The following is a 25653-nucleotide window of genomic DNA, read 5'->3' on the forward strand; positions in this document are numbered from 1 at the left end:
AGCGATTCTGTCGGCTCGGTGCAAGAAAACTACTTACGAGAGGATTCGAAACCCCACCGCATGGCACGCGAACAGCGAAGCGGGGTGGTACGGTGAGCATCGTGAGCGGTACGCTCGGGAAGGTCGCGGCCGTCCTCGCGGTCGGACTGGTCGTCTCGGCCGCAGGGGTCGGCGCGGCCATCTCGACGGGGGTCGTGAGTACCCAACCGCCGACGGTCGAGTCGATAGACAACGAGTGGGGCGAAATCTCCGAGGAGCGTACGGGTATCGAGACGAACATCGTCGTGGACAACCCGAACGAAATCGGCGTCCCCGGCGTCGCCGGGGTCTCCTACGACGTGTCGATGAACGACGTGACGATGGTCTCGGGGAAGAGCGGCAGTCTCTCGCTGTCGCCCGGCCGCAACGAGATGACGCTCCGGACCCACATCGACAACGACAAGATTCCCGCGTGGTGGGCCAGTCACATCAACAACGGCGAGGCGACGACGCTCTCGGTCGAACCGTCGGTGAACGCCGCCTTCCTCTCGACGGGCCTGCCCGCCCAAGAGCGGACCTTCGAGACGGACATGCTCTCGTCGTTCGAGAGCGATACCGGCCAGTCGGTCGAAGTGAACGGCCGGACCGTGCTGGCGGTCGAGAAGACCAGCGCCTCGTGGGGGACCGCGACCGAGAACGAGACGCCGCTCCGGTTCGCCGGAACGGTCCGCAACCCCAACGGCGCGCCCGTCGAGTTCTCGAAAATCGGCTACGAGGTGTCGATGAACGACGTGACCGTCGCCGAGGACACCACGGGCCAACCGGTCGAAATTGCGCCGAACTCGACCGGCACCATCCGAGTCAACTCCTCGCTCGACAACCGGAAGTTGGACGAGTGGTGGGTCAGCCACCTCCGGAACGACGAGACGACGCGGCTGAACGTCTCGGTGTTCGCCGTCTCCGAGACCGACTCGGGCACCGAGCGCGTCCCGCTCCCGTTCCTGAGCGAGCAGGTCGAGTTCGAGACGGACATCCTCGCGGGCGGGCAAGCGACCACCAACCCGGTCGAATCCGACGAGGGGTTCGGCTTCGAACCGCCGCGAATTAGCTCGGTCGAGCGCGACTGGTCGGCGACCGACTCGGGAACCCGGTTCTCGACGAACGTCGTCGTGGAGAACCCCAACGACGCCGATTCCGCGCTCGGCGAGGTCACGCTTGACGCCGACTACCGCGTGCGGATGAACGACGTGACGCTGGTCGAGGACGGCGCGGAGACCACGCTCACGTCGGGAGCGAACGACTTCGAGTTCGCGGGCGACGTGAGCGACCGGACCATCAAGCGGTGGTGGGTCAGCCACGTCGAGAACGGCGAACGGACCGCGCTGACGACCGCTGGCGGCGCGACCGCCGACCTCGGGTTCGCCAGACTTCCGGTGCCCCTCCCCGGCGAGAACCGAACGTTCGAGACCGACATGCTCGGCGGTCTCTCGGAGACCGACCAGACCGTCTCGGTCCGCGGGCGGACGATGGCCCGACTCCACGACATGAACTCGACGTGGGGCGAGGCGACGACCGACCGAACCGAGATGCTGGTCTCGGGTAACGTGACCAACGAGCGAAGTCAGTCCCTGACCGTCGAGACGTTCGGCTACGAGGTCCGAGCGAACGACGTGGTGCTGGCGGACGACGAGACGCGCGTCGGCACGACGATTCCGGGCCAGACGACCCGGAGCATCGAGACGGCGGGCTACCTCGACAACGACCGGATTCCGGACTGGTGGGTCAGCCACCTCGACCGCGGCGAGATGACCGAGCTGTCGGTGTCCTACTACGTCGTGGTTGAGTACCGCGGCCAGCAGTTCACCGTGGAACTGGACGAGATGAGTTACACGAACACCGTCGAGACGAACGCTTTCGGCGACGAATAGGTCCCGACCCTTTTTGCGAGTAGTTCGCACACGGCCGGTAGCGATTTTTGCTCGGCGGCGCTCGCTTCGAGCAATGCCAGCAGTCCGCGACCTGACGCCGGAGGACGCCCCGGAACTGACCGCGCTCTACGCGGAGTACGACTGGTGGGAAGACCGCGAGGTCGAGGGAGTCCGCGACGCGCTGGCCGAAACCGAGGTCGCCGTCGGCGTGTGGAGCGACGGCCGACTCGTCGCCGCGGCGCGAGTCCTGACCGACTACAACTACTACGCCAACGTCTTCGACGTTATCGTCGCGGCCGACCGCCGGGGCGACGGTCTCGGCGAGGTCCTGATGGAAGCGGTCCGCGACCACCCGGACTTGCAGTCGGTTCCGGGCCTCTCGCTACTCTGTCGGGAGGGTCTGGTTCCGTTTTACGAGTCGGTGGGATTCGAACTGTTCGGTCCCGAGTTCGAGGTTCCCGAGGGCACCACGGAGGAACTGGTCAGGATGACGTACGCGCACGACGAGTCGTGACGCGGGCGCTCGGTGTTACGGGCGACCAGTTCCAAAGACGAATCGGGGAGAGTCGAGAGGACTTTTCACCGCACGCGCCCCATCTCCGAGCATGAACTGGGCCGACCTCTTCGAGCGCGCCGCGGAGTCCGAAACCGACGTGGAGACGATACGCGCGACGCTCGACGCGCGCAGGGAGAACGCCGCCGAAGACCCCGAGGAGGGCGACGATGCCTGAGACGCCCGAGACGAACCCGGCCCGAATCGTCGCGGACGCCGACGTGCTCGCCGCGGACCTGCTGGTCGGCGGGACCGCGCGCGAGGCGCTGGACGCCGTCCGTGGCCACTCGTGGGTCGAACTCGTCGCCAGCGACCACCTGCTCGACGACGCCGAGGCCGTCGTCGCCGACCTGGCGGACGCCGACCTCGCGGCGGCGTGGCGCGAGCGAATCGAAGAGGTACGCGTCGAAGTCGAGCATCCCCGCGGCGACCACCCGGCGCTGGCGAGCGCGTACCGGGGGCAGGCCGCCCACATTCTGAGTTACGACGAGGGACTCCGGAGCGCAGACGCGAGCGCGACGTTCGGGTCGCGCCTGAACGTCAGCGTCAAGACCCCCGAGGGGTTCGCCGCGCTGTTCGACGCCGAATCGCTCTACGAGGCCGTCGAGGGCGGGGAATACCCCGGTCCGGACCGAGAGTTGCGGGAGTAGCGCGGCGTCTCCGACGACGGATATCTGGGAAATAGACCGCTCTTCTACAGAACTCGATTCCGGTAACGCCGACTACAGAAACATTATTCAGATTGCACTTTTGGGAGTCGGCGCTCCCATCGACAGGTGAGGGCAGAGCGATGAAACTATACGCGCAACTCCGTGGCGGTCGCATCGCCGCGGGACTCACTCGGCTCACGCTCCCGGTCCTGCTCGTCGCGTGGGCCGCCCCAATCCGCGCAACGTTCGCGCTTCCGCTGGTCGTCGTCCGCGCCGTGGTTGCACTGCTCAAACGGTGAGTCCGAGAGGGTTCAGTCGGGATAAGGCGCGCCTCGGAGACGAGGCGGAACCGACGACTTCCGCGATGCGCGCGGGCGAGCGAGACTTTTTGTCCTCGCGGTCCCGAGTCGAGTCCGTGCGAGAGTACCCCTTCGAGTTGGCGCTGTGCGCGCACCTCGAAGCCCGCGCGGAGGCCGTCGTCGCCCGGCAAATCGGCGGCGGGGTCCGCGCGCCGTCGAACCGCGTCCTCGACGTGCTGTTGGTCGAACCCGGCCCGGAGATGGACGAGCGCGCCGCGCTGACGCCCGAGCGGATTCCGGACCCGGCCATCGAGAGCGATGTGGGGGTCGGGCAGGCGCGCGACCCCGCAAGAGTCATCGACGCCCGGCCGGAGCGCGCTCGGAGCATCGCCGAGCGCGCGGTCGAAATCGGCTTCTTCGAGCGCGCGGTGGGCGGCGGCGTCCGGCGGGCCGCGCGCTACCCCGACGACTGGTTCGGGCGACTCGTCGCCATCGAGAACAAACCGGACCTTGGCGACCCCGGCGACCTCCGTCTCCAACTCCGAAAGGACGTAAGCGTCGCGCTTGCCGACGAGGTAATCCTCGCCACCGAGAGCTACGTCACCGGCGCGCACCTCAACCGGATTCCCGAGGCAGTCGGCGTCTGGCGATTCGACCCCGAGTCGGGCGAGCGCAAGGTGGTCCGGGAGGCGACGGCGCTCGACGCCGACGACTGGGGCGTCGAACTCCTCGACGAGCATCCGCTCCGGACCGATGTGGCCGCGGTGCCGCCCGAGGCGAAGGCCCGCCAGCGCCGCCGGATGGCCGAGCGCGCCTACGGCAAGGGGTGGCGACCCGACGCGCTCCCGGCCTGCGCGGAGGCACAAGCGGTCGCCCGCGAGGGGAGCGAGGGCCTGCCGTTCTGCCGCTGGAAGGGCCGGATCGTGAATCCGGCGCGTTGCGGCCCGGACTGTCCGAGCCACGACCCCGCCGAGGCTCCCGCAGTGGACCCCGACGAGGCGCGCGACGGCCGGACGCCGTGGGTCGCCGACCCGGAGGGGAAGGCGCGGCGGCAGTCGGGATTGGACCGGTTTGGGTGACGTTCACCGAACAATGTCCACCGGTACCGCACGAACGACCGAGGTATTTTTGCGCCGAAGGTCGAACGTCCGAGCATGTACGACCGGATTCTGGTCCCGACCGACGGCAGCGAGCAGCGCCCGGTAGTCACGCAGGCGATGAGCGTTGCCGAACTCGCCGACGCCACGGTTCACGCCCTCTACGTCGTGGACGAGCGCGCGCTGGACTACCAGCCCTCCGAGTCCGGGCGCGAGGAGACCCGCGAGGCGCGCCGCGAGGAGGGCGAGGAAGCGACCCGACAGGTCGCGGAGGCGGGCGAAGATCGCGGCGTCGAAGTCGTCACGGCCATCGAAGAGGGGAAACCAGCACAGGCCATCGTGGACTACGCCGACGAAGAGGACGCGGACATGGTCGTGATGGGAACTCACGGCCGGTCGGGCGTGGACCGCTACGTCCTCGGGAGCGTGACCGAACAGGTCGTCCGGACCAGCGAGGTGCCGGTGTTGACGGTCAACCTCGCGCGCCAACGCCGGGCGGTCCGCGACGGCGAGGCCGCAGTCGAGCGCGCCGAGCAGGTCGTCGCCGACGAGGGCCACGAGGTCGCCGCCGTGCCCGAGGACCCCTATCGGGAGAGCAATACGTGGCTCGTCCGGGTCGAGACGACCACGGGCGAGACGTTCAACGTCCACATCGACGCCGCCTCCGGCGACGCGCGACTGGCCCGAATCGGAACGTAGAGTGAGGTTTTCGCGCCGAGTAACTACGGCGGCCCCACGCCAAACATAGAGTTTTCGCCGAGTAATCGCGCTCTAACCAGTAGGTAAAAACCGACGACCGCCGATAGTCGGTCCCATGCAAGCGACCTCCCGGCGGCCGCTCGCCGCCGCAGTAGCCGTGTTGTGCTGTCTGTCGATGGTGGTCCCGGTCGCGGGTGCGCCGAGCGCCGATGCGCGCCCGGTCGCGTCCCAAGGGTCACCCGGTCCCTGCGCGGGAACCGTGACCTCACCAGCGAACGGTACGACTGTCATCAGCGTGCAGGGCTTCGAGTTCGGGCAGGACGGTGGCAAGCGCCCGGCGAAACTCGTCGGCGTCGGTCCGAGCGGCGACATCGAGTGGGTCCACCAGAGCGCCGAGAAGTACGATGTCGTCTGGGGCTACGACGTGGACCCGATGGACAACGGCAACCTCTTCGTCACCGCGACGACCCGCGGCCACGAGACGCTGGTCTACGAGTTCGACCCCGACACACAGGAGCGCGTCTGGTCGAAGACCTTCGACCTCGGCGACACCCACGACGCCGACCTCATCAACGACGGGGAAGCGATTTTGCTGGCGAACATGCGCAACTACAACGCCAGCGCCGAGCGCAACGACGACCGCATTTTCGTCTACAACCGCACGACCGAGGAAATCGAGTGGGAGTGGCGATTCGACGACCACTACGAACCCCAGAACCTCGAAGAAAACTACACCGACGACTGGACCCACGTCAACGACGTGGACAAAATCAGCGACGGTCTCTATCTGGCCTCGCCGCGGAACTTCGACCAAGCCATCGTCGTGAACCGCTCGACGAACGACATCGCCATGACACTTGGCGAGGACGGCGAGACGGACATCCTCAACGAGCAACACAACCCCGACTACCTCGAAAGCGGGAACGGGACGCCGACGCTCATCGTCGGCGACAGCGAGAACGACCGCATCGTAGAGTATGCGAATCCCGACGGGGACCTGACGGACGGCGACGGGTGGAACCGGACGTGGACGCTGACGGGCGACCTGAACTGGCCCCGCGACGCCGACCGACTGCCCAGCGGCAACACCCTCGTCACCGACTCCAGCAACCACCGCGTGCTGGAAGTGACCCCCGAGGGCGAAGTCGTCTGGGAGTTCTACGCGCCGTGGTTGGTGTACGACGCCGCCCGCATCCCGGCAGGAGAACACGGCGGCCCGACCGCGATGGACCTCAACGCCACCGGGACTCACGAAATCCGCGGCGACAGCGACCTCCACAAGAACCAGAGCCGACTGAGTGAGTGCCACGCGGTCCTCGAAAACGTCAGCGGCCTCGCTAACGGCACCACCGAGAGCGCGCTGGACGACGAATCCGGCGAGAGCGACGGCGGAACGGACGCGACGAGCGACGACGCCGAATCCACCGGCGAGGAGAGCGACGAAACGAACATCGGGAGCGACGGCGGAGACGACGACCCGACTTCGACCGGCGTCCCCGGATTCGGACCGCTCGCGGCGCTCGCAGGCCTGTTCGTCGCGCTCGGGACGGGGATGGGCCGACGTCGGTAGCGAGGTCGTCGTTCCGTCACTGGTGAGCCCCTTTACCAGGGGATTGGTTGGATAGATCACCAACTGTCGGAATAAGATTTTTCCCCGACTTACAACAGGCACCTAATGGTAACATAACCCACTGCTAAAGTAATAAAACTATATATTAAAAATATCAAATTTTAAAATTTTTTCACTGTATGCTTTAATCGCATGTCCGATAATAGCAACGTCGGTCGGCGCAAGTTCCTGACAACCTCCGGAGTCGCTCTCGCAGGTGGGGTCACGCTCTCCTCGATGACTTCCACGGCGAAAGCTGAGGAGAGTTTTGACCTGAACAACGACTTCGAGAAAATCCAGACGTACGTTGGTGGCAGTACCAAGGACGGCATGTACGTCGACGTGGACTACGACCTGTATCGTCCCTACTCAGACACTGGACTCGACCGTGATGGAGTCCGGGTGGGACGTGCCGTTATCGAGATCGGCGCAGAAGGTCCGTCACACAACTACGCCAAAATCAAGATGGACGGGTACAACGACGCCACTCTGTTAGAGGGCGATAACGGAAAAGTGGCAATGGGTCCCGAGAGTACCATCGGTAGCTCGACGTACACGCTTGGATTCTCCGCGACAAGCGGCGGAAGTATCAGTGTTGGAACCGATACGTCGGTCAGTGTCGAAGCCGCAAGCACTGTGTCCCGCTCGGAGTCGAGCACTGAGAGCAACCTCGACATCAACAACTACACCGAGTTGGGCAACGAACTGTTCAAGAACGAGTACGACTTCAACGACGGCCTGCGGGACGAGTTCGTGTCTATCGACGCGACCGCCGCCTTCAACTCTGACGGAGTGGCCGAGTGGGACGACTGTATCGACTTCACATGGGAGGTCGATACGACGGAGTCAACCGTGAACGATACGATCACGTACTCGCACGTCGAGGGCGACCTCTCCTAATCCGGCGTTCTACTTCTCCTCTGTTGTTTTCGTATCCACTGATTCTACGTGTCGTTTCGGGTGGGACCGGAGGTCGAGCCGCGACAGTGTCCTGAACCCCGTCGAAGTGTGCTCAGAGTTCGTACTGCTCGCCGTCCACCGCGAGCGGTTCCTCGAAGGCTTCCTCGACGGGGTAGTAGTGCGCGAGGTGAACGAGTCGAGTCTCGTCGGCGTCGAGTTCGTCGGCGAGCGCCAGCGCGCCCTCGCGGGTCATGTGCTTGGTGCCGAAGGTTCGGGGAACCCCGTCCGGCCCGTGGTGGTCTCCGCCCATCGGGTGGTGTTCACAGAGGTGCGCAGGGACGATGCCGTCGGCGAGCAGGAGGTCGGCGTCGGCCAAGCGTTCGCGGCTCTGCTCGGGCACGTCGTAGTTCGTATCGCCCGTCAGCGATAGCTTTGCGCCGGTTTCGGGGTCCTCGACGACGACGCCGTAGCAGAGCATCGGCGGGTGTTCGACCGGCACGAGGGTGACTTCGAGGCCGCAGACCTCGAACGGTTCGAGGGGCGCGCGGTCGTGGACTGTCACCCGGTCGAGGTAGTCGTACTTCGAGCGAATCGTATCGGCGACGCTCTCGCCAGTCAGGGGGTCTCTCTCGTCGGCGTCGTCAGACTGCGTCTGACGGGCTGGTGAGCTTTGCTCACCAACGGCGTGGACCGGCAGGTCGTCGAACAGTCGGTAGGCGTTGCCCAGTCCGTCGAGGTGGTCGAAGTGAATGTGGGTGATGAGGACCTCGTCGGGGAGTCCGACATCGTGAGTCAGAAACTGGTGGCGGAAGTCGGGGCTGGCGTCTATCAGGAGGGCTTCGTCGGTGCGTTCGTTGCGGACGTGGACCGAGAATCTAGAGCGTTCGACGCCGTCGCTCGCGTCGATTCCGCGCTCGCGCAGTCGGCGACGCGTGGTCTCGCCCGGATTGCGGGCCTCGCGGCAGGTGTCGCAGTCGCAGTCGGGCGTGGGCGTGCCGGTCGTGTCTCCGGTTCCGAGCAACGTGACCTGCATCTAGTTTCGCGTAGTCGCTTGGGGTACAAAGCTTTCCGGGACGGCGGGTCGGACGCGAAGACCGGGTTCGGGGTGACGGAACGAGCAGTCTCGCTCGGAAAATCATCGGTTGTGTTCGACCCACCGACACCACTCCTCGAAGTCATCCGCACCACACTGCCGAGCGACGTTCCGTAGCGTCCCGATCTTCACGCTGTCGTGCATCGGGACAGTGACGACGCGCACGTCGTCCGGATTCGTCGGATGTTCGTACCGGAGTTTGACGTGGCTCCCGGTTCGGTCCGTGAGGTGGAATCGATTCTTCGTAAGGGCTTTGACAATGTCACGGCCGGAGAAATCCGTGGGCGGCATCTCCGGCACCTACCGCATGCAATCGGGCAGTTCGGAGGAGTTCTCGCGGCCGTCCGCAACCTCGTCGGAGTCGATTCCGAGCGCTTCCAGCGCTTCGCGCTCCTCGTCCCACGAGTCGATTGGTTCTCCCGCATCACCTCGGTGGAGAGCGACCGCCTCGTCGAGGTTTTCTAAGGCCCCTTCACGAGTCGGCCCTTGAGAGGTGACGCCGGTCTCGGTGTCTCTGGCCACCCACCAGTCGTCTTCCTTCGTGAGCGTAATGGTCGGTTCGGGACCGGTACCCATCGTCCCCGAGTTACGAGAGATGGGGATATAATCCTGTGGGAGCGCAGTGCGTGCGACGGTTCCGACAGTTCTCAGTGATTTTCTCGCCACCTCGACCGACGGGAGAGGTTTCCGGAGATTCATCGAACGAGTTCGAGTGACTATAGAGATCAGAAACAAATGACTGTGACTATTTAGTCATGATTGTTATGTCAGAGAGACAGATGTATTCGACGTTCGAATATCGGGACCGATAGAGGCACCACATGAACGCGATTTCCGAAGTGACAGCTACTCCAAGTGAAAAGAACCGACATCCCCGCCAGACGAGAGAGTCGCCGGAAGCCGTCTCAGTGGTCGTGAGAGTGCCCGCCGTCCGCGCTCGCGTCACCGGACCCCGAGATGTCGCCACCGGCCACCAGCGCGTCGTGGTCGCCCTCGATCATGTCGAGGTCCTTGAGGTTGTCGCGCTCCTCGAAGTCACGGACGGCCGCCGTGAAGTCCTCCTGGGTGAGCGCGGTCCGCTCCTCGGTCAGCGCGTCCAGCACCGCCTCGCGCAGGACCATCCGGAGGTCGCTCCCGGTCAGGCCCTCGGTCTCCTCGGCGAGTTCGTCGGGGTTGAAATCCACGATGTCCATCGGCCGGGTGATTAGTCGCAGGATGTCCGAGCGCATCCCTCGGTCGGGTTTCGGGAAGTTGACAATCTCGTCGAAGCGCCGCCACGCCGCGGCGTCGAGTTGGTCGGGGTGGTTCGTCGCGCCGATGAGCAACACGTCGTCCTGAATCAGGCTGATATCGTCGATGGACTTCAAGAGGGTGTTGACCGCCCGCTTGATGGCGGCGTGTTCGTCGCTCGCGCGGGTCTTGGCGACGAAGTCGAACTCGTCCATAAAGAGGATACAGGGCGAGAGTCGCTTGGCTACCTCGAACACCTTCTCGACGTTCTTGGCAGTCTCGCCGAGATACTGGCTGGTGATCATCGAGAGTTTGACCTCCACGAACGGGAGGTCCAAGTCGTAGGCCAGCGCCCGAGCGGTCGAGGTCTTGCCGGTCCCCGGCGGGCCGACGAACAGGAGTTTCCCGATTTCGCGCAGTCCGATTTGGGCCAGATACTCCCGATGCTCGATGGCCTTCACGATTTTGTGAATCTCGGCCTCTTGGTCCTCGGTCAGCACGAGATCGTCGAGCGTGGTCTCTATCTCCTCGGGCGCGCGGATGTCCACGAGGTCCAGCATTTCCTCTTCTTCCTCGTCTGCGAAGTATTGGGTGAGCAGGCCGTCTATCCACGCGCGGTCGGCCTGCACGGGTCGGTTGGCCTCGCGGGCCGCCTCGTAGTCGGCTTCCTCGACCTCCTCGGCGAAGGCGTACGCCAGCACGGGATTGTGGAGGACTCGCTCCTCGCCGCGCTCAAGGAACCACTCCTCGGCCATCTCGCGCTGGGTCAGTTCGAGCGCGCCGGAGAACTCGTCGCGGTCGCTGAACATGAGTTCCGAAATCGCGCTCCACGGGTTCTCGACCCCCGTCGCTCGCCGAGCGGTGTCGATGGTCGCCCGAATCGGGCGCTCGATGCCCAGCGGTGAGTCGTCGCTCCCCGGCCGGTCCGGACCGTCGTCGGTGGTCCCGTCGGGCCAGAACACCTGCCGGTAGCGCGGGGGAAGGTCGTTCTCGTCTAACTCTCGATTGTCGTTGTAGAGGCTCGCGGTGAGCAGAAACTCGACGACATCCAGTGCCGCGTCGCTCATTCCCCGGAGTTTTGACGCCAAAGGTGCTTAAGCGCGTCGAAGGCGTCGTCGGTCCGGGCCGCCCCGCACGGAGGAAATAACCGGAGCGCGTCAGGTGCGTCACGTCCGTAGACCGACTGTCCGTGCGAGAGCGGCCATCCCGGTCAAGGTCGCCCGAAACAAATCGAGGGCCTACTACCGAGACACATTCGAATAAATTATTGAGAAATAAATTTAAGTAGTTTTCCTACAGATAAGAAGTGTATGTCGGAAAACAACGATAACGGACGAATGAGTCGGCGAACAGTTCTGAAAGGTATCGGCGCTGGAGCGGCGATTGGAATGTCCGGTCTCGGGTCGGCGAGTGCGACCACTGGGGAAACCAACGACGTGGAGCGCTCCATCGAGATGCGACGCGCCGCCGAGACGTTCGCAACTGACGACGCCATCCAACAGGCGCTGGCAGGCTACGGCGAGTCGATCAAAGCGCAACTCGAAGCGGAGGGTATCTCGACGGACCTCGACGCCGCGGACTTCGACGAAGTGCGGTCGTTCCCCGATGAGGAAGACGGCGTGGCGACCGCCCACATCGTCGCCGAACGCGAGGACGCCGACCGCGAAATTGAGGTCCACGTCCTCCCGCAGGCCGACCGCTCGTTCGCCGTCGAGAAGACCGACTCAGGCAACCGCCACTTCGAGGACGGCGACGTCCAACCGATGATAGACTGTAGCACAAACACCTACTGTGACGGCTACTGTCAGTGTATGGCACCGACTCCGGACTGCAGCAAGAACTGTCACGCCGGGTTTGAAATCGAAGAGCGGTGCTGTCTGTACGCGGACGGAAGCTACGACTGCGAAACCCTCAATCAAGACTGTACGGATAGCTGTCCCGGAACTGACTGCGCCTGAATCGGCCGTTTCGGCGTCGAGACGGTCCGGACCGTCCCCAATTCTTCGAGTCGAAATTACGAGTCCTCTCTCGGAGTGTCCTCGTCCACGTAGACGACGACCGTACTGATGGTACATCCGCTGTCGTGAAGATATCGCTGGACTTCGTGGCGCTCGTAGCCGTCCATGTGCTGGTCGATGTCGCTGGCGCTGTCGTAGCTTTCCGAACAGGTGGCCGCCGCGCCGAGCGTGATGACGACCGGCGGCTTGTCGTCCATGTCGGCGATTATCTCCTCGCGGTTCGTGCTGTCGTGTTCCGCGCCGAAGGTTTCGAGGTACCACGCGAAGGGTAGTCGGGCGAACCATCCAGACCCGCGTGGGGTGGGCGGAACGTCGTGGGATGACTCGTCGGCCGAGTGGAACTTGTCGCCGTAGTACGTCACGTCGATACCCTCGTTGGTCTCTGTCACCTCCCGAATCTCGCCGAGCAACGGTTTCATCTCGCTCGAAGACTGAGCGTACTGGACGAGTTCGTTGTCGTCGCTCTGGGCGTCGAGGTACGAGGTGCCGACCGCAGTCGCACCGACCTGTGCGGTCACCAGAAGCAGTACCAACGCGGCCGCCGTCGCCGAAACCGCGTCGCCGTCGGTCAGGCTATCGACGCCGAGTCGGGCGACGAGCGCGAGACCGACGGCGGCCGGAATCACCAGCGGGACGATGATGTGGATGACCTCCCACGGGAAGGGGTTGTCCACGATGACGGGGTAGCCGAGGAGGCTAGCGAATCCCCAGTAGGCCGCGAACGACACCACGTCGTTTGGGCGCTCGCCGACGTAGCGGTCCACGACGAACCCGAGGATAGCGAACGCGAGCAGAGCGATAGCCCCCGCCTCCAGAACCGGCCAGAGCGCCTTCAGCGCGCCGAGGTACGACTCGGAATTGCCCTCGCCCCACTTCCCCAAGAAGTCGTTCCACGAGCCGAGGGTCGCGTGTTCGATGACCGCCGGGAGCAGGGTCGGGTTCCCGAGCGCCTCGTAGAGACCCGGTACGTCGCTGTCCACGAACTTGCTGGGGTGTTCGGCGATACGGTCGGTGTTGCGTGGCGCGTAGAAGAACACGACGATGGCGAAGAACTCGAAGACGGCGAGCGTGAGGTGGGACCACCAGTCTAAGAGTCCGCGCGCGGTCGCTCTCAGTCGGTCGCCGACGGCCGACAGCAGGCCGCGCTCGCCAGCGCGCTCGGTGAACAGGCGGTGGTCCCAGAGCAGGGCCACGGCTCCGAGCCAGCAGACCGGATACACCAGCGCGTTCTCCTTGGTCGTGAACGCCAGTGCGAACGCGGCGGTTCCGGCGTAGAGGAAGACCGGCCGCCGGTGGTCGTACGCCCGGACGAAGAAGCCGAACGCGGCGAGCATGAACCCCGCCAGCAGGAGGTCGTTGCGGTAGAACCGCGAGTAGTAGAGCAGAATTGGGTTGAACGCCAGCAGGAGCGCCAGCGCGACCGTTTCGGAGTCCCGCAGGCGCTGGCGGAACAGGAGCGCGGTGAGGGGGAGCAGACCCCCGAGTAGCGCGACGATGAACCGCATCGTGAAGTCCGAGGCTCCGAACAGACTGAACAGGTGGCCGTCCACGATGGTCAGGAACGGTCCGTGGACAATGGGCCGATACTCGTAGGCGCCGTTTTCCATGAAGCGGTAGGCCCAGTAGGCGACGCGGGCCTCGTCCTGATGGGCGACGCGCGTCCCGAGTTCCACGAAGCGCGCGAGGAGCGCGACGGCCGCGATTGCGACGACGACGAGTTGGGTCCGGGAGGCGTAACCGGTCAGCGTCTCGCGGGCATCAGCGGTCGAGACGGCGGTGTCGGAGGTTTCGGTTTGCGATGCCATCGTTCAGGTGTCGGTGCCCCGAGTGGGCGTGCGATGGAGGGCGGTCGGTCGGCGGACGGCGCGAGCGGAGGCAGTCATTGCACAGGTATAGCCGCGGGTTCGGACAAATAGTTTCTGGACCGACGCGTTCGAAGGGCGTCTTTGGCGGACGTTTCTCACCGGGTGACTGGCTCGCGGAATCGCTTCAACGAAAGCGGGGCGCGCGAGGGCACATGCTTCGGACTGTCGGGTCTACTCGGAGTGCGACGGGACGTTTTACGACACTGGCCAGCGCCGACCGTTTTGGACACACTCGTCTCGGACTAGCGATGGAACCCCTCGTCGTAGGGTTCTCCGTCGTCACGACGCTGGCCGCTCAGGCGTTGTTAGGGGACGACGACGCGTAGCAATCGGAGCGCGCGGAAACTCCGCGCCACGGGGACCGAGTTCTACTGTCATTTAAGACCGTAGAGACGCGATACAGGGACATGGGAGACGACACCACTCCAGTCATCGCTAAGGCCATTCGAACGCCGCAAGGTAAGGAAGACGGCGTCTTCGCTGACACCCGGAGTGAAGACCTCTCGGTACCGCTCGTAGACACCATCCTCGACGAGACGGGGCTGGACGGCGACCACATCGACGACCTGATGTGGGGCTGTGCCCAGCAGCGCGAGGAACAGGACAACAACGTCGCGCGGGTCATCGCGCTCCTCTCGGAGTTGGGCGAGGGCGTGCCCGCGACGACCATCAACCGCTGGTGCGCCTCCTCGATGCAGGCCATCATCAGCGCGAGCGACGCCATCCGAGCGGGCCAGCGCGACGCCATCATCGCGGGCGGCGTCGAGAACATGAGCCGAATCCCGATGAGCCAGGGTTACGGCAACGTCCACCCTCGGATGGCCGAACACTACAACGTCGGCGAACTCTCGATGGGAATGACCGCCGAGAAGGTCGCCGAGGAGTACGGCGTCTCCCGCGAGCAACAGGACGAGTACGCGCTCCGAAGCCAACAGCGCGCCGCCGAGGCCACCGAGTCGGGCCGGTTCGACGACGAAATCGTCCCCATCGAGACCGACGACGGACTGGTCGAGGAAGACGAGGGCATCCGTCCGGACACGTCGATGGAAGCCCTCTCGGGACTCCCCACGGTGTTCAAGGCCGACGGGTCGGTCACGCCCGGCAACTCCTCGCAGATTTCCGACGGGGCGTCCGCGACGCTCGTCACCAGCGAGGCCTTCGCCGAGGAACACGGTCTCGACGTACTCGCGTATGTCGGTGACAACAACGTCACGGGCGTGGACCCGACCGTGATGGGCATCGGCCCGGTCCCCGCGACCAAGGAACTGCTGGAGCGCACCGGCGAATCCATCGAGGAGTTCGACCTCGTGGAACTCAACGAGGCGTTCGCCAGCCAGACCGTCTACGCCAAGAACGAACTCGGCGTCCCGGACGAGAAGTTCAACGTCAACGGCGGCGCAATCGCCATCGGCCACCCGCTGGGGGCCTCCGGCGCTCGCCTCCCCGTGACGCTCATCCACGAGATGCAGAAACAGGACGCGACGAAGGGGCTTGCGACCCTCTGCGTCGGGTTCGGGCAGGGCGCGGCGATGACTTTCGAGCGCCGATAATCGCTCAACCGTTCAGCGCTCGCGCTCGACTTCTACCTCGTCGTCGAACTCGGCGTCTTTTTCGGGGAGTTCGTCTTTTCTCTCGGTCGCTCCGTCGTCGTATTCGGCCAGCATCTCCTCGATGTCGTCCAGTCCGAGCAGTTCCTCCGTCTCGGCGTCGAAGTCGAGGCTGTCGAGTTCGCCGTCGGCCGCCTTCACGTCGCTTCCCGTCAGGTGCTTCCCGTAGCGACCGACCATCGAGGTGAGTTCTTGGGGCAGGACGAAACTGGTCGAGTCGCCCTGACCGATGGCGTCGAGCGTCTCCAACCCCTTGTCGATGACCGCGCGCTCGCCCATCGACTCGGCCGAGCGCGCCCCGAGGACGGTCGAAATCGAGTCACCCTGCGCTTCCAGAATCTGGCTCTGCTTTTCGCCCTGTGCGCGGATGACGCCCGCGGCCTTCTCGCCTTGTGCGCGCTCGACGGCGCTCCGGCGCTCGCCCTGCGCTTCCAGAATCATCGCTCTGCGGCGGCGCTCGGCCGCGGTCTGTTGCTCCATCGCGCTCATGACCGTCGGCGTGGGCATTACCGACTGGACCTCGACGCTCTCGACGCGGACGCCCCACTCGTCGGTCGGCCGGTCTAACTCCTCGTGGATACGAGCGTTGATTTCCTTCTGGCGACTCAGCGTCTCGTCGAGTTCCATGTCGCCGATGACCGCCCGCAGGGTGGTCTGAGCGAGGTCCGAGACCGCCTTCTGGTAGTTCTCGACTTCGAGATACGCCTTCTCGGCGTCCATCACGCGGATGTAGATGACCGCGTCGGCGGTCACGGGCGAGTTGTCCTCGGTGATGGCCTCCTGCTCGGGCACGTCCAGCGTCTGGGTCCGCATGTCGAAAGTGTGGGTCTCGCTCACGAGCGGCGGGACGACGTTCAGGCCAGGTTCCAGCAGTTCCCGGTACTCGCCGAACACCGTCAACGCGCGCTTCTCGTAGGGACCGACGATTTCGATTGCGCTGGCGAGGACCGCGAGGACGAGTCCGAGCGCCAGCAGACCGAGAATCGTCGGGCCGTCGAGCGCGGGGAGGAGAGCGAGGAGAGTGAGAACCGCGACGACGCCCGCCAGCAGGCCGGAAATGCTCCGACCGGCGGTGAGTCGCCCCAGTTCGTAGAACGGATTGCTCATGTCGGGCAATGAAGTCTAAGGACGCTTAACCTTTGACGTTTATCTCGCTGGCCGGACAACGAGACGTATGGCTAACACCCGCGTCGTCTTGGCCAAGGGCTTTTCCGTTGCGGTCGTCGTTCTCCTCGGACTCATCGGCGTCTACGTCCTGCTCGGGAGCGGCGGATTCTCCCGGTCCGGACTGCTGTTGTATCTGCTCACGGTCTCGTTCGCACTGACCGGCGCGCGAGGCATCTGGACGAATCGGTACCGGATTGGGACCATCGGTGCAGTCGGCATGGCCGCCGTCGCGGTGCTGCAGGGCGCGCTCGTCGTCGGGTTCGCGGCCCTGCTGGCGGTGGCAGTCGTGTTGGGGTACTCCGGGCGGATGCGCGATCATCTAGATACAGAATAATTCATACGGGAATCTATACCTATAACAATTTATTATTATATATAAAATAGTTAGAAAATTATTAACTGCTGTCAATTGTTTCTTTTCGTATGGCTCAGAAGCCATCAAAAAAGCAGTTGTTGGACAGCATTGCAGGAGATTCTCGCGGAACTAACACCGGTCGGCGGCGAGTTCTTCAGTCTGGAGCCTTCGCAACAATTGCGAGCGTCATTGGGCTCGGAAGTATTGGCTCAGCTTCAGCTTCGAGTAGTAGCGACGACTTTGAGGTAGTTGCGAAGACCGCCAACCCGAAGCGACTAAACGATGCGACACTTCTCCTCGAAGAACTTGCGAACAAAGACTTAATTTCGAGTGCCAACATTTCCGCGTTCTCGTTCGCTCCTTTGGGGACGAACGATAGCGGAAGTGCCATTCTTAAGTATGGGGACCGCGTAGTTCACACATTTGTCCTCCGCTCAGATGGAACCAAGCTCACGGTCAATCTTCCTGAAGACGGAGATCCGTATGCGATTTACGCACCGGATGGTTCTGGTACCAGCACTCGCGTCCGCTTCGACCAAATCAAGGGGACCGTTGAGACGACCAAAATGGAGTACACCCAAGAGGTTTCCACCAACCAAATTGCAGGAGCCGAATGTCCATCTACCTGCGGGGGAACCACCTGTTCTCCTGCAGGAAACTGCTGGCTAGACAAGCGTGAGTGTGTTGAAACATGCCGTTCCGACGGCGCCGGTGGCTACTACTGTCACGATAGCTGTAGCTGCGGTTGTTAGAACAGATTCAAGAAGATCATTACGTATATTTTATACGTCCGTTCTGGCGAACCACCAGTATCCTAAGGGTATCGGGAGAACTGCCCATGTGAGCAGAATTAGCAGCATCGTCGGCGTCGCTAAAAGTGACCCCGTCACAGTCTCAGCGTAGATCGCTTGACTCGGAGTGACGGCTTGACTGTACGCACCGAACGGACTCAGCGTCCCAAGGAAATGTGTAAGCGTCTCTGCAGTGGTCGGCTTCCCGAGGCGTGTCTCATCCGATCCAGCTACTATCTTGACTATTTGTGGCCAAATTGATGATACAACGTAAAAAACGAGTGCCGCTGTGATGGCACGCAACCGTGTCGAACAAATGGCCGAGATTGTTGTCCCAAATGAATTATATACTATACATAACAACAGTGTGAAACCAGCAGTTTTCCAGAACGAGCTGCGAGTCAAGTCTATTGAGAGAAATCCAAGAGTCACTCCGGCAAGCGCAAACCCGGCGACTACTGCAATCGTGACTACCACTAACCGAGACAAGAGCGTCCCAACGAACACGTCTGTCTTTGTTATCGGCGTTCCAAAGAGAAGTCTTAGTCGTCCCGACTCCCGGTCAGCGGCGATGGTCACTGCTGAAGTCAATAAAGCACCGAGTGGAAGTACCGTTCCGACGACAAGCCACATGGAAAAGACGAGGAAATCGGTGGTTAATGAACCATTCGACAGTGCAAAGCCGACGAGTATGCTACCGAGGGTAGTTCCGATTGACAGACCGACAAGGATTTTCCCGAGGAGGGTTCGACGGACAATATATAAATCATGACAAAAAGTGCGTACGGTAGTCATCTGGCGTTCCCCTCCGCGGCGCTTGCTACGTTTTCGTCCGTTCGTGACTCAGGTCTATCACGCTCAACTGTCGCGTCGAATACGTCCTCTAGTGCAGTCCTATTTACCTCAAAGTCCCGGACCGAACAGTAACGGTTGACGACTTCCACCACGTCGGCTTTTACAGCAGGGGTCTCACAGTCTACCGCTAAGCGTTGTCCATCTGCGCAGATTCCTGCGACGGAGTCTTTCGTTTCTAATCGGGTGAACAGTTCCTTGTCCGGTGAATCCTGAATAAACAACTGAATCCGCTCTACTTTGTTTTCTCGATCTGCCAATTGGTCTACCTCAGCTACTGAGAGAAGGCGACCGTCGTTGACGATCCCGACACGGTCACAGACTTTCTCAACCTCGTCAAGTCGATGGCTAGAGAAGAATACGGTCGTTCCATTGTCGGCCCGTTCCCGGACGAGTTCTCGGACGAGTGCAATTCCCTCTGGATCCAATCCCGAAGTGGGCTCATCAAGAATCAGGAGATCTGGCTCGCCAGCAAGTGCCGCTGCCAAGACGAGTCGTTGCATCATTCCCTTAGAATAGTTCCCCGCTGGCCGGTCGAACGCCTCACTGTCGAGGCCCACGGTCTCACGTAGGTGCTCAAGGTCGTCCGTTGTATCCTTCAGACGTAGGACTGCTCGAAGATTTTCTCGTCCACTCATTTCCTCGTACACGCCATAATTCTCTGGTAGAATTCCTACATGACTACGGACAGACCGCGGGTTAGATGCAACATCAGTGCCAAATACGAGTACCCGACCTTCACTCGGAGTTGTCAGTCCGAGGACAAGATCAATAATCGTGGATTTCCCCGCGCCGTTCGGACCGAGGAGACCAAACACTTCACCCCGCTGAACTGTAAAGTTGATATTCTCTATAGCGGTCAACGAACCAAAGTGCTTCGTCAACGATTCCGTCTCGATAGCCTTCGATTTGTTCACAATCCAATCTCTTCCCACTGCGATATAAATTTGTCTAATATACATATAATTTTTACCCGCAGTAGTCTACATACCCAACAACGTGGATCCTCCTTTTACAACTGCCGCTCGATGGTCTCGGCCGTCTTCTCGCCCACGCCCTCCACCGCTTGTAACCCCGCGACCGACGCCTCTCGAATTCCCTCGACGCTCCCGAACCGCCGAAGCAAATTCTGTCGGGTCTTCGGGCCGATGCCGGGCACGTTGTCAAGTTCGGTCGATACGTCGTCGCGCAGGGTCTTGTGGTATTGGACCGCGAAGCGGTGGGCCTCGTCGCGGACGCGCTGGAGGACGTGGAGGTGGTCGGCGTCGCTCGGCCAGTCGTAGGTCCCGCTTGGCGTGACCACGACTTCCTCGTCCTTGGCGAGCGCGACTGCGGGCACGTCCCAGTCGGCGTCCGCGAGGGCCTCGCGGGCCGCGCCGAGTTGCCCCTCGCCGCCGTCGATGAGCAGGAGGTCAGGGTCCGGTCGGTCGTCGCGCGCGTGCCCGTCGGCACGTTTCGCCTCGACGGCGCGGTCTGCTCGCCAGCGTACGAGGTCGTACATGTTCGCGTAGTCGTCGTTCGTATCGGCCAATTTCTTCCGGCGGTAGCCCGACTTGTCGGCGGCACCATCTTCGAAGGCAACGTCGCTTCCGACGGCGTGCTTGCCCTGTGCGTGGCTCACGTCGAAGCCCTCGATGCGCCGGGGCACCCTGTCGAGGTCCAGCGCGTCGCGGAGCGCGGCGAGGGCGTCGGGTTCGCTCGCGCCCCGCCGGGCGTTCTTGAGCGCGAGGTCCACGAGCGTCGCCTCTCGGCCAGCGCCCGGCACGCGCGCGGCGACGCCCTCGTTTTCGAGCCAGCCCAGGACTTCCCGGTCGTCCGGGCGGTCCGAGAACAGGAGTGCGTCGGGCAGGTCGCGTTCGGTATAATACTGCGTGACGAACGCCGAGATGACCGCCCCGGCGCGGGTGTCGGCGGCCGCGTCGTCGGCGTCGCCCTCCGGAATCGTCACGGCGTGGCGCTCGCGGTCCACGAGTTGTCCGGACTCGCTGTGGAGGTGCGCGACGGTCGCCGAGTCGCCTTCGAGTGCGACCCCCAGCACGTCCACGGCGCGCTCGTCGCTCGGGTCGGCGACCGCCTCGCCCGCGCCGCCGTGGAACCCCTCGACGGCGTCGAGTTTGTCCCGGAGGTTGGCCGCCCGTTCGAACTCCCGACTGGCGGCGGCCTCCTCCATCTGCCTGCGGAGCGGGTCCGCGAGGACGCCGGTCTCGCCCTCGAAAAAGCGGACGACCGACTCCACGTCGGCCACGTAGGACTCGCGGTCGATTTCGTCGGTGCAGGGCGCGGTACAGAGACCGATGTCGTAGTCGAGGCAGGGCCGGTCGCGGTTGCCGTACTTGTGGTCCGAACAGCCACGGACGCCGTAGGTCTCCCTGAGCGCTTTGACGACGACTTCGACCTGCGTCTTCCGCGTGAAGGGACCGAACACGCGCGGGGCGGAGACGGGAGGGCCGCCGCCGGACGCGCCCCCGCCACCTCCGGCCGCACTCGCGCCGCCGTCGCCTCGGACCCCGCCGGTCCGCCGGGCGCGCGCCTCGGGGTCCGGGTCGCGGGTAATTTCGATGCGTGGGAACTCGTGGTCGGTGAGTTGCACGAGGGGGTAGGACTTGTCGTCTTTCAGGCGGACGTTGTATCGCGGCTGAAACCGCTTGATGAGGTTGGCCTCCAGCAGGAGCGCTTGGGTCTCGGTGTCCGTGACCGAGTAGTCGATGCTGTCGGCGCGCTGGATCATCCGGCGGATGCGCTCGCTTCGAGGGTCTACGTACGACCGCACGCGGTCCCGGATGTCCACGGCCTTGCCGACGTAGAGGACCGTCTCGTCGTCCTGAAACTGATACACGCCGGGCTGACGTGGTAACTCCCCGGCGCGCTCTCGTACCGCGTCCCCGTCCATCGGTCGTGGTTAGTCGCTACGCGGCTTTGAACCTGTTCCCACCGCGGTCCGGAGGCGTCTGGCGACCTCCTTGGCGTCGTCGTCGCGGACCGGCACGCGCATCGGGTCTTGGCCCGCGCGCTCGATGACGAGTTCTCGCTCGCGGGAACTGAAGTAGAGACCGGCGAGCGCGAGCGCGACGACGACGAGCAGGCCGCCGCCGACCAGAAGCGCGGCGGTGAGCGCGTCGAAGGCCTTCGGCAGAAGAGAGACGAGTTGCGCGATGTCGGCGCCCGGCGCGTCCTGTGGCGGCTGAGTGCCACCGAGTCCGTCGAGGATGCCGCTGGTTTCGAGAAGGACGCCGCCGCCGAACAACACCGCGCCGTAGATGGCCGCCCGGACGCTCCATCCGACGTAGGAGTCCGCTCCGGTGGTCTCGACGCTGGCGTCGATGACGTTCGGTCGGTCGGCGTGGTCGAACCGCCGACCCTCGCGGTCGGGCGTGAACACGAGGACGCGATGGGTCGTGACGGCGACGCGGGCCCCTTCGAGGGTGAACTCCTCTTTGACCTCCTCGCCCTGAAAGAGCATCTGGGAGAGGCGGTCGTCGGTCGCCTGCGAGAGTGGGGACTGGCTCACGGTCATCGCGTCGTCGCCGCCGAACCGGAACGGTTGCGACCGATACCTCGTACTCCGTATCCCCGGCGGACCTGCCACCCGTAATCCATCATTTACGACTCAGTACATCGCTTTCCGTCTTAATGCTACTGGCGTCCTCGGCGGAAGCGGCGGGCGACGACGGCTGACGGTTCGACCCGGAGGTTTCAACTCGCTCCCGAGGAACGTTCGGACATGGACGACGAGCAACTCTGGCTAGTCGAGCGCACGTACACCGACAAAGGCATGATTTCGCTGGTGTACGCCACCACCGACGGCGAACGCTACCTCCAGAAACAGCGGTCGATGAACATGCTCAACCACATCGACGTGACCGCGGCCGTGGACGCGGACCCCGAATCGCTCGACGACGTGGACGACGACGAGACCCGCGAGCAGTACGCCAGCGAGGCGTCACGCATGGCCGAGAAACACGACCCCGACGAGGCTATTTAAGCCGTCGGCGTCACGGGAGTCGGAAACGAACGGACGAATCGAACAAAAAAGACCGCGAACGAAGCGATTCAGTACGAGCGACGGTCAACTTCGTCGCCGTTCTCGTCGTAGAGGTACGCCGTGTCGCCGTAGTCGTTCCAGACTTCGTGTCCGAAGTCGGCGTACAGGTCGTCGTAGTCGTTAGCGCCGCTACCGGAGTGGACCCAGACGGACGCGCCGGACGCGAGCGTGAACCCGCTCGGGAAGGTGTAACTGTTTCCGGACTCGTCAACGAGCGTGTACCCCGTCATGTCGAGTTCACCGCTTCCGGTGTTCTTGATCTGGACGCGCTCGTCGTTCGGACTGCTCGCTTCGGCGTAGACCCACTCGATGGAGGCCGCGCCGCTACCGCTGTCGCCGCCGTCGCCACCGTCACCGCCGTCACCACCGTCGAGGGTCGTACACTCCCAGAGACCGACGAGGTTGTTCTGGGCCGTGGTCTCGGCGCTGTAGAACGTCTCGCTCTGGCTGAAGGTGCTGTCGTAGACGCGAGCGTGACCCTTCTCGATGAGGTCGAGGTTGAAGTTCTCGCCGTTCACGTAGATGTAGCCGAGCAGGCGACCGTAGCCGCCACGACGGTCGGACTCGCTGTCGAACTTCAGCGTGACCGTCTCGCCGACGAGGGTGTTTTTCGTGAACTGGCTGGCGTTCTCTCCGGCGCTACGGAGGCAGTCTGAGCCTTCTTGGGTGTCCGGGACGCCCTCGAACTCGGAGGGCGAGTTCTCGACGTTGACTTCGGGCGTGTCAACGCCGAGCAGTCGGACCGTTTCGGTGGTCCCGTTCTCGTACTCGACATCCACCGTGTCGCCGTCTGCCGCGCTCGTGACCGTGACAGTCACGGAGCCGCTGATGCTACTCGCCGATACGTCTTCGGTGGTCGGAGCGACCGCTGCGCCTCCAACAGCAGCCATACTTCCGACGAGCGCCACCGCCATGATTACCGATAGGAACTGTTTTCGTCGCACACTCGCCAGAAATAGTTTTTATCGTAAAAATTCTTCTAATAAAATATGGTTCCCATACGTTTGCGTATTTTTCTCACGATGTCGGACGACCAATCTCGGACTCAGTCAACATGATAAGACAAGGGTTTACGTGGGAGAGGGCAGAAGGCGCGCCTATGGCCGCTATCGAAATTGACGGAGTAACAAAGCGGTACGGCGACGTAGTCGCCGTCCGCGACCTCTCCTTCGAGGTCGAATCGGGCGAGGTGTTCGGCTTCCTCGGCCCGAACGGCGCGGGCAAGTCCACCACTATCAACATGCTGTTGGACTTCGTTCGCCCGACCGAGGGCGACATTCGCGTCCTCGGGCGCGACGTTCACGACGAGAGCGTCGCCGTCCGGGAACACCTCGGCGTCCTCCCCGAGGGGTTCTCGGTGTACGACCGATTGACCGGCAGACAGCACCTTGAGTTCGCCATCGAGTCGAAAGACGCCGACGACGACCCCGACGCAATCCTCGACCGCGTGGGCCTGTCGGGCGACGGCGACCGGAAGGCCGGTGGCTACTCGAAGGGGATGGCCCAGCGTCTCGTCCTCGGGATGGCGCTGGTCGGTGAACCCGACCTGCTCGTCCTCGACGAACCCTCCACCGGACTCGACCCGCAGGGCGCGCGCCAGATGCGCGACATCGTGCGCGAGGAGGCCGACCGCGGCGCAACGGTCTTTTTCTCCAGCCACATCCTCGGACAGGTCGAATCCGTCTGTGACCGCGTGGGTATTCTCCGGGACGGCCAGTTAGTCGCCGAGGACTCCATCGAGGGCCTGCGCGACGCGACCAGCGCCGACACCGTCCTCCGAATCACGGTCGGCGACACCTCCGCGGACGCCATCGAGAGCGTGCGTGACCTTGAGGGCGTCTCGGAAATCGAGCGCAACGAGAGCGGCGACCGCCTGACCGTCTCCTGCGAGAGTGACGTGAAGACGACCGTCCTCTCGACGCTGGAGGAGGCGGGCGTCGATGTGATCGACTTCGAGACCGACGAGGCCTCGCTAGAGGAACTGTTCATGGACTACACCACCGACAAACAGGAGGTCGAAGCATGACGTGGCAGGCCATCGCCCGGAAAGACTTCCGCGACGCGGTGCGCTCGAAGTGGTTGTGGGGTCTGTCAGCCATCTTCTTCGGTCTGTTCGTCGGCAGCGCCTACCTTATCGGGTCAGGCGTCGAATCGAACGGCGACGGACCGCTCACCGCCGGAGTGTTCGTCCCGACGCTCGGAACTCGCATCGTCGCGCTCGTGGTCCCGCTCGTCGCAATCGTCGTGGCCTACAGTTCCATTATCGGCGAGCGCGAGTCGGGGTCGCTGAAGTTGCTGCTCTCGCTTCCACACTCCCGAAAGGATGTCGTCGCCGGAAAGACCGCTGGCCGAAGTAGCGTCTTCGCGCTTCCGACGCTCATCGCCATGCTCCTCGCGGCGGTCGTTCTCGTCGTCTACGGTATCGAGGTAGGGCCGCTGAACTACCTCGCGTTCATCGGACTGACGCTTCTGCTCGGCGTCGTGTTCATTACCATCGCGGTCGGGTTCTCGGCGGCGGCGTCCACGAACCCCCGCGCGATGCTCGGAACTGTCGGGACGTACGTCGTCCTCACCGCGCTCTGGACGCAAGTCCGGCGCGTTCTCGTCGTGTTCAACGACAAACTCGGTCTCGGCTGGGAGCAGATGACGCTGGTCAAGTACGGCCTGTTCGTCAAGTTCCTCAACCCTGTCCGGGCCTACGAAACGCTCGTCACCGGACTCTACACCGATAGCGTCCTCGCCGCGCGTCTCTACGGTGCCGGTCGGATGCAACAGCAGGTCATCACCCAGCGACTCGGCGACGTACCGTTCTACCTCTCGGACGGTGTCGTGCTGGCTCAGTTCCTCCTCTGGTTGCTCGTCCCGGTCGCAATCGGCTATCTGGTGTTCGAGAAAGCCGACCTCTGAGCGGAACGCCTC

General features: G+C 63.5%; 27 protein-coding genes. 16 read left to right on the top strand and 11 right to left on the bottom strand.

Translation table 11 applies throughout. The features are described 5' to 3' along the window. The first annotated feature begins 92 nt into the window (after window positions 1-92). The 9 genes from EP007_RS05345 (at window position 93) to EP007_RS05375 (ending at window position 7714) form a co-directional block, all read left to right on the top strand. A complete protein-coding gene (locus EP007_RS05345; protein ID WP_128476666.1) occupies window positions 93-1907 on the top strand; it encodes an LEA type 2 family protein in 1815 nt (604 codons plus the stop codon). Between the two features lie 73 nt (window positions 1908-1980). Continuing rightward, a complete protein-coding gene (locus EP007_RS05350) occupies window positions 1981-2421 on the top strand; it encodes a GNAT family N-acetyltransferase (protein ID WP_128476667.1) in 441 nt (146 codons plus the stop codon). Window positions 2422-2512: 91 nt separating this feature from the next. After that, window positions 2513-2638, top strand: a complete 126-nt coding sequence (locus EP007_RS18105) for a hypothetical protein (RefSeq protein WP_281062933.1) — start codon at window positions 2513-2515, stop codon at window positions 2636-2638. After that, complete coding sequence (locus tag EP007_RS05355) at window positions 2631-3110, top strand: DUF7384 family protein (RefSeq protein WP_128476668.1); 480 nt, start codon at window positions 2631-2633, stop codon at window positions 3108-3110. Before EP007_RS18105 ends, EP007_RS05355 begins: the two co-directional genes overlap by 8 nt. Window positions 3111-3250: 140 nt before the next feature. Then, complete coding sequence (locus EP007_RS17340) at window positions 3251-3409, top strand: hypothetical protein (RefSeq protein WP_166035446.1); 159 nt, start codon at window positions 3251-3253, stop codon at window positions 3407-3409. 116 nt (window positions 3410-3525) lie between these two features. Then, entirely contained in the window at window positions 3526-4488 is a 963-nt protein-coding gene (locus EP007_RS05360; protein WP_208023554.1) for a DUF5787 family protein, read from the top strand. Window positions 4489-4563: 75 nt separating this feature from the next. Further along, window positions 4564-5205: a universal stress protein gene (locus EP007_RS05365; protein WP_128476670.1), complete on the top strand. Its 642-nt coding sequence runs from the start codon at window positions 4564-4566 to the stop codon at window positions 5203-5205. A 115-nt stretch (window positions 5206-5320) separates the two neighbouring features. Beyond that, entirely contained in the window at window positions 5321-6775 is a 1455-nt protein-coding gene (locus EP007_RS05370) for an arylsulfotransferase family protein (RefSeq protein ID WP_243700448.1), read from the top strand. A 192-nt stretch (window positions 6776-6967) separates the two neighbouring features. Next, on the top strand, window positions 6968-7714 hold the full coding sequence (locus EP007_RS05375) for a hypothetical protein (RefSeq protein ID WP_128476671.1): 747 nt from the start codon (window positions 6968-6970) through the stop codon (window positions 7712-7714). Between the two features lie 112 nt (window positions 7715-7826). Here the strand turns inward: EP007_RS05375 and EP007_RS05380 are convergent, their stop codons facing one another. From EP007_RS05380 to EP007_RS05395, 4 genes are all read right to left on the bottom strand, one after another. Next, on the bottom strand, window positions 7827-8747 hold the full coding sequence (locus EP007_RS05380; protein ID WP_128476672.1) for an MBL fold metallo-hydrolase: 921 nt from the start codon (window positions 8745-8747) through the stop codon (window positions 7827-7829). Window positions 8748-8849: 102 nt separating this feature from the next. Next, complete coding sequence (locus EP007_RS05385; RefSeq protein ID WP_128476673.1) at window positions 8850-9098, bottom strand: type II toxin-antitoxin system HicA family toxin; 249 nt, start codon at window positions 9096-9098, stop codon at window positions 8850-8852. A 9-nt stretch (window positions 9099-9107) separates the two neighbouring features. After that, entirely contained in the window at window positions 9108-9383 is a 276-nt protein-coding gene (locus tag EP007_RS05390) for a type II toxin-antitoxin system HicB family antitoxin (RefSeq protein WP_128476674.1), read from the bottom strand. Between the two features lie 329 nt (window positions 9384-9712). Further along, window positions 9713-11104, bottom strand: coding sequence for an ATP-binding protein (locus tag EP007_RS05395; protein WP_128476675.1), 1392 nt, complete (start codon window positions 11102-11104; stop codon window positions 9713-9715). A 270-nt stretch (window positions 11105-11374) separates the two neighbouring features. Between EP007_RS05395 and EP007_RS05400 the strand changes: the two genes are divergently transcribed. After that, window positions 11375-11995, top strand: a complete 621-nt coding sequence (locus EP007_RS05400) for a hypothetical protein (protein ID WP_128476676.1) — start codon at window positions 11375-11377, stop codon at window positions 11993-11995. 56 nt (window positions 11996-12051) lie between these two features. Here EP007_RS05400 and EP007_RS05405 read toward each other — a convergent pair whose 3' ends face one another. Then, window positions 12052-13860 (bottom strand): flippase activity-associated protein Agl23, encoded by a 1809-nt coding sequence (locus EP007_RS05405; RefSeq protein WP_128476677.1) that lies wholly within the window; start codon window positions 13858-13860, stop codon window positions 12052-12054. A 467-nt stretch (window positions 13861-14327) separates the two neighbouring features. Between EP007_RS05405 and EP007_RS05410 the strand changes: the two genes are divergently transcribed. After that, entirely contained in the window at window positions 14328-15470 is a 1143-nt protein-coding gene (locus EP007_RS05410) for a thiolase family protein (protein WP_128476678.1), read from the top strand. Between the two features lie 12 nt (window positions 15471-15482). Here the strand turns inward: EP007_RS05410 and EP007_RS05415 are convergent, their stop codons facing one another. Continuing rightward, on the bottom strand, window positions 15483-16634 hold the full coding sequence (locus tag EP007_RS05415) for an SPFH domain-containing protein (protein ID WP_128476679.1): 1152 nt from the start codon (window positions 16632-16634) through the stop codon (window positions 15483-15485). A gap of 67 nt (window positions 16635-16701) precedes the next feature. Between EP007_RS05415 and EP007_RS05420 the strand changes: the two genes are divergently transcribed. After that, window positions 16702-17028: a hypothetical protein gene (locus EP007_RS05420; protein ID WP_128476680.1), complete on the top strand. Its 327-nt coding sequence runs from the start codon at window positions 16702-16704 to the stop codon at window positions 17026-17028. An 89-nt stretch (window positions 17029-17117) separates the two neighbouring features. Then, window positions 17118-17801 (top strand): hypothetical protein, encoded by a 684-nt coding sequence (locus EP007_RS05425; protein ID WP_128476681.1) that lies wholly within the window; start codon window positions 17118-17120, stop codon window positions 17799-17801. 30 nt (window positions 17802-17831) lie between these two features. Here EP007_RS05425 and EP007_RS05430 read toward each other — a convergent pair whose 3' ends face one another. From EP007_RS05430 to EP007_RS05445, 4 genes are all read right to left on the bottom strand, one after another. After that, entirely contained in the window at window positions 17832-18635 is an 804-nt protein-coding gene (locus tag EP007_RS05430) for an ABC transporter permease subunit (RefSeq protein ID WP_128476682.1), read from the bottom strand. Beyond that, window positions 18632-19609, bottom strand: a complete 978-nt coding sequence (locus EP007_RS05435; protein WP_166035448.1) for an ABC transporter ATP-binding protein — start codon at window positions 19607-19609, stop codon at window positions 18632-18634. The genes EP007_RS05430 and EP007_RS05435 overlap by 4 nt, the downstream gene beginning before the upstream one ends. Window positions 19610-19704: 95 nt before the next feature. Further along, entirely contained in the window at window positions 19705-21582 is a 1878-nt protein-coding gene (locus tag EP007_RS05440; protein ID WP_128476684.1) for an excinuclease ABC subunit C, read from the bottom strand. Window positions 21583-21591: 9 nt separating this feature from the next. Continuing rightward, window positions 21592-22278 carry a hypothetical protein gene (locus EP007_RS05445; protein ID WP_243700449.1) on the bottom strand — a complete coding sequence of 229 codons (687 nt, stop codon included), beginning with the start codon at window positions 22276-22278 and terminating at the stop codon, window positions 21592-21594. Window positions 22279-22413: 135 nt separating this feature from the next. Here EP007_RS05445 and EP007_RS05450 point away from each other — a divergent pair, with 135 nt between their 5' ends. Continuing rightward, window positions 22414-22674, top strand: coding sequence for a hypothetical protein (locus tag EP007_RS05450; protein ID WP_128476685.1), 261 nt, complete (start codon window positions 22414-22416; stop codon window positions 22672-22674). A gap of 68 nt (window positions 22675-22742) precedes the next feature. Here EP007_RS05450 and EP007_RS05455 read toward each other — a convergent pair whose 3' ends face one another. Further along, the gene (locus tag EP007_RS05455; protein WP_243700450.1) at window positions 22743-23678 is read right to left on the bottom strand and encodes a lamin tail domain-containing protein; all 936 of its coding nucleotides are present in this window, start codon (window positions 23676-23678) and stop codon (window positions 22743-22745) included. A gap of 155 nt (window positions 23679-23833) precedes the next feature. Between EP007_RS05455 and EP007_RS05460 the strand changes: the two genes are divergently transcribed. Further along, on the top strand, window positions 23834-24760 hold the full coding sequence (locus EP007_RS05460) for an ABC transporter ATP-binding protein (protein WP_128476686.1): 927 nt from the start codon (window positions 23834-23836) through the stop codon (window positions 24758-24760). Further along, window positions 24757-25641 (top strand): ABC transporter permease subunit, encoded by an 885-nt coding sequence (locus EP007_RS05465; RefSeq protein ID WP_128476687.1) that lies wholly within the window; start codon window positions 24757-24759, stop codon window positions 25639-25641. The genes EP007_RS05460 and EP007_RS05465 overlap by 4 nt, the downstream gene beginning before the upstream one ends. The last annotated feature ends 12 nt before the right edge of the window (window positions 25642-25653 follow it).

This window comes from Halorussus pelagicus (genome assembly GCF_004087835.1).
GTDB lineage: Archaea > Halobacteriota > Halobacteria > Halobacteriales > Haladaptataceae > Halorussus > Halorussus pelagicus.

Excerpts from the sequence above, each read along its gene's own strand:
- EP007_RS05425 (WP_128476681.1), top strand. The coding sequence starts at position 17,118 with ATGGCTCAGAAGCCATCAAAAAAGCAGTTGTTGGACAGCATTGCAGGA.
- EP007_RS05405 (WP_128476677.1), bottom strand. The coding sequence starts at position 13,860 with ATGGCATCGCAAACCGAAACCTCCGACACCGCCGTCTCGACCGCTGAT.
- EP007_RS05410 (WP_128476678.1), top strand. The coding sequence starts at position 14,328 with ATGGGAGACGACACCACTCCAGTCATCGCTAAGGCCATTCGAACGCCG.
- EP007_RS05440 (WP_128476684.1), bottom strand. The coding sequence starts at position 21,582 with ATGGACGGGGACGCGGTACGAGAGCGCGCCGGGGAGTTACCACGTCAG.
- EP007_RS05365 (WP_128476670.1), top strand. The coding sequence starts at position 4,564 with ATGTACGACCGGATTCTGGTCCCGACCGACGGCAGCGAGCAGCGCCCG.
- EP007_RS05450 (WP_128476685.1), top strand. The coding sequence starts at position 22,414 with ATGGACGACGAGCAACTCTGGCTAGTCGAGCGCACGTACACCGACAAA.
- EP007_RS18105 (WP_281062933.1), top strand. The coding sequence starts at position 2,513 with ATGAACTGGGCCGACCTCTTCGAGCGCGCCGCGGAGTCCGAAACCGAC.
- EP007_RS05355 (WP_128476668.1), top strand. The coding sequence starts at position 2,631 with ATGCCTGAGACGCCCGAGACGAACCCGGCCCGAATCGTCGCGGACGCC.
- EP007_RS05390 (WP_128476674.1), bottom strand. The coding sequence starts at position 9,383 with ATGGGTACCGGTCCCGAACCGACCATTACGCTCACGAAGGAAGACGAC.
- EP007_RS05375 (WP_128476671.1), top strand. The coding sequence starts at position 6,968 with ATGTCCGATAATAGCAACGTCGGTCGGCGCAAGTTCCTGACAACCTCC.
- EP007_RS17340 (WP_166035446.1), top strand. The coding sequence starts at position 3,251 with ATGAAACTATACGCGCAACTCCGTGGCGGTCGCATCGCCGCGGGACTC.
- EP007_RS05400 (WP_128476676.1), top strand. The coding sequence starts at position 11,375 with ATGAGTCGGCGAACAGTTCTGAAAGGTATCGGCGCTGGAGCGGCGATT.
- EP007_RS05415 (WP_128476679.1), bottom strand. The coding sequence starts at position 16,634 with ATGAGCAATCCGTTCTACGAACTGGGGCGACTCACCGCCGGTCGGAGC.
- EP007_RS05385 (WP_128476673.1), bottom strand. The coding sequence starts at position 9,098 with ATGCCGCCCACGGATTTCTCCGGCCGTGACATTGTCAAAGCCCTTACG.
- EP007_RS05395 (WP_128476675.1), bottom strand. The coding sequence starts at position 11,104 with ATGAGCGACGCGGCACTGGATGTCGTCGAGTTTCTGCTCACCGCGAGC.
- EP007_RS05350 (WP_128476667.1), top strand. The coding sequence starts at position 1,981 with ATGCCAGCAGTCCGCGACCTGACGCCGGAGGACGCCCCGGAACTGACC.
- EP007_RS05465 (WP_128476687.1), top strand. The coding sequence starts at position 24,757 with ATGACGTGGCAGGCCATCGCCCGGAAAGACTTCCGCGACGCGGTGCGC.
- EP007_RS05370 (WP_243700448.1), top strand. The coding sequence starts at position 5,321 with ATGCAAGCGACCTCCCGGCGGCCGCTCGCCGCCGCAGTAGCCGTGTTG.
- EP007_RS05460 (WP_128476686.1), top strand. The coding sequence starts at position 23,834 with ATGGCCGCTATCGAAATTGACGGAGTAACAAAGCGGTACGGCGACGTA.
- EP007_RS05420 (WP_128476680.1), top strand. The coding sequence starts at position 16,702 with ATGGCTAACACCCGCGTCGTCTTGGCCAAGGGCTTTTCCGTTGCGGTC.
- EP007_RS05380 (WP_128476672.1), bottom strand. The coding sequence starts at position 8,747 with ATGCAGGTCACGTTGCTCGGAACCGGAGACACGACCGGCACGCCCACG.
- EP007_RS05430 (WP_128476682.1), bottom strand. The coding sequence starts at position 18,635 with ATGACTACCGTACGCACTTTTTGTCATGATTTATATATTGTCCGTCGA.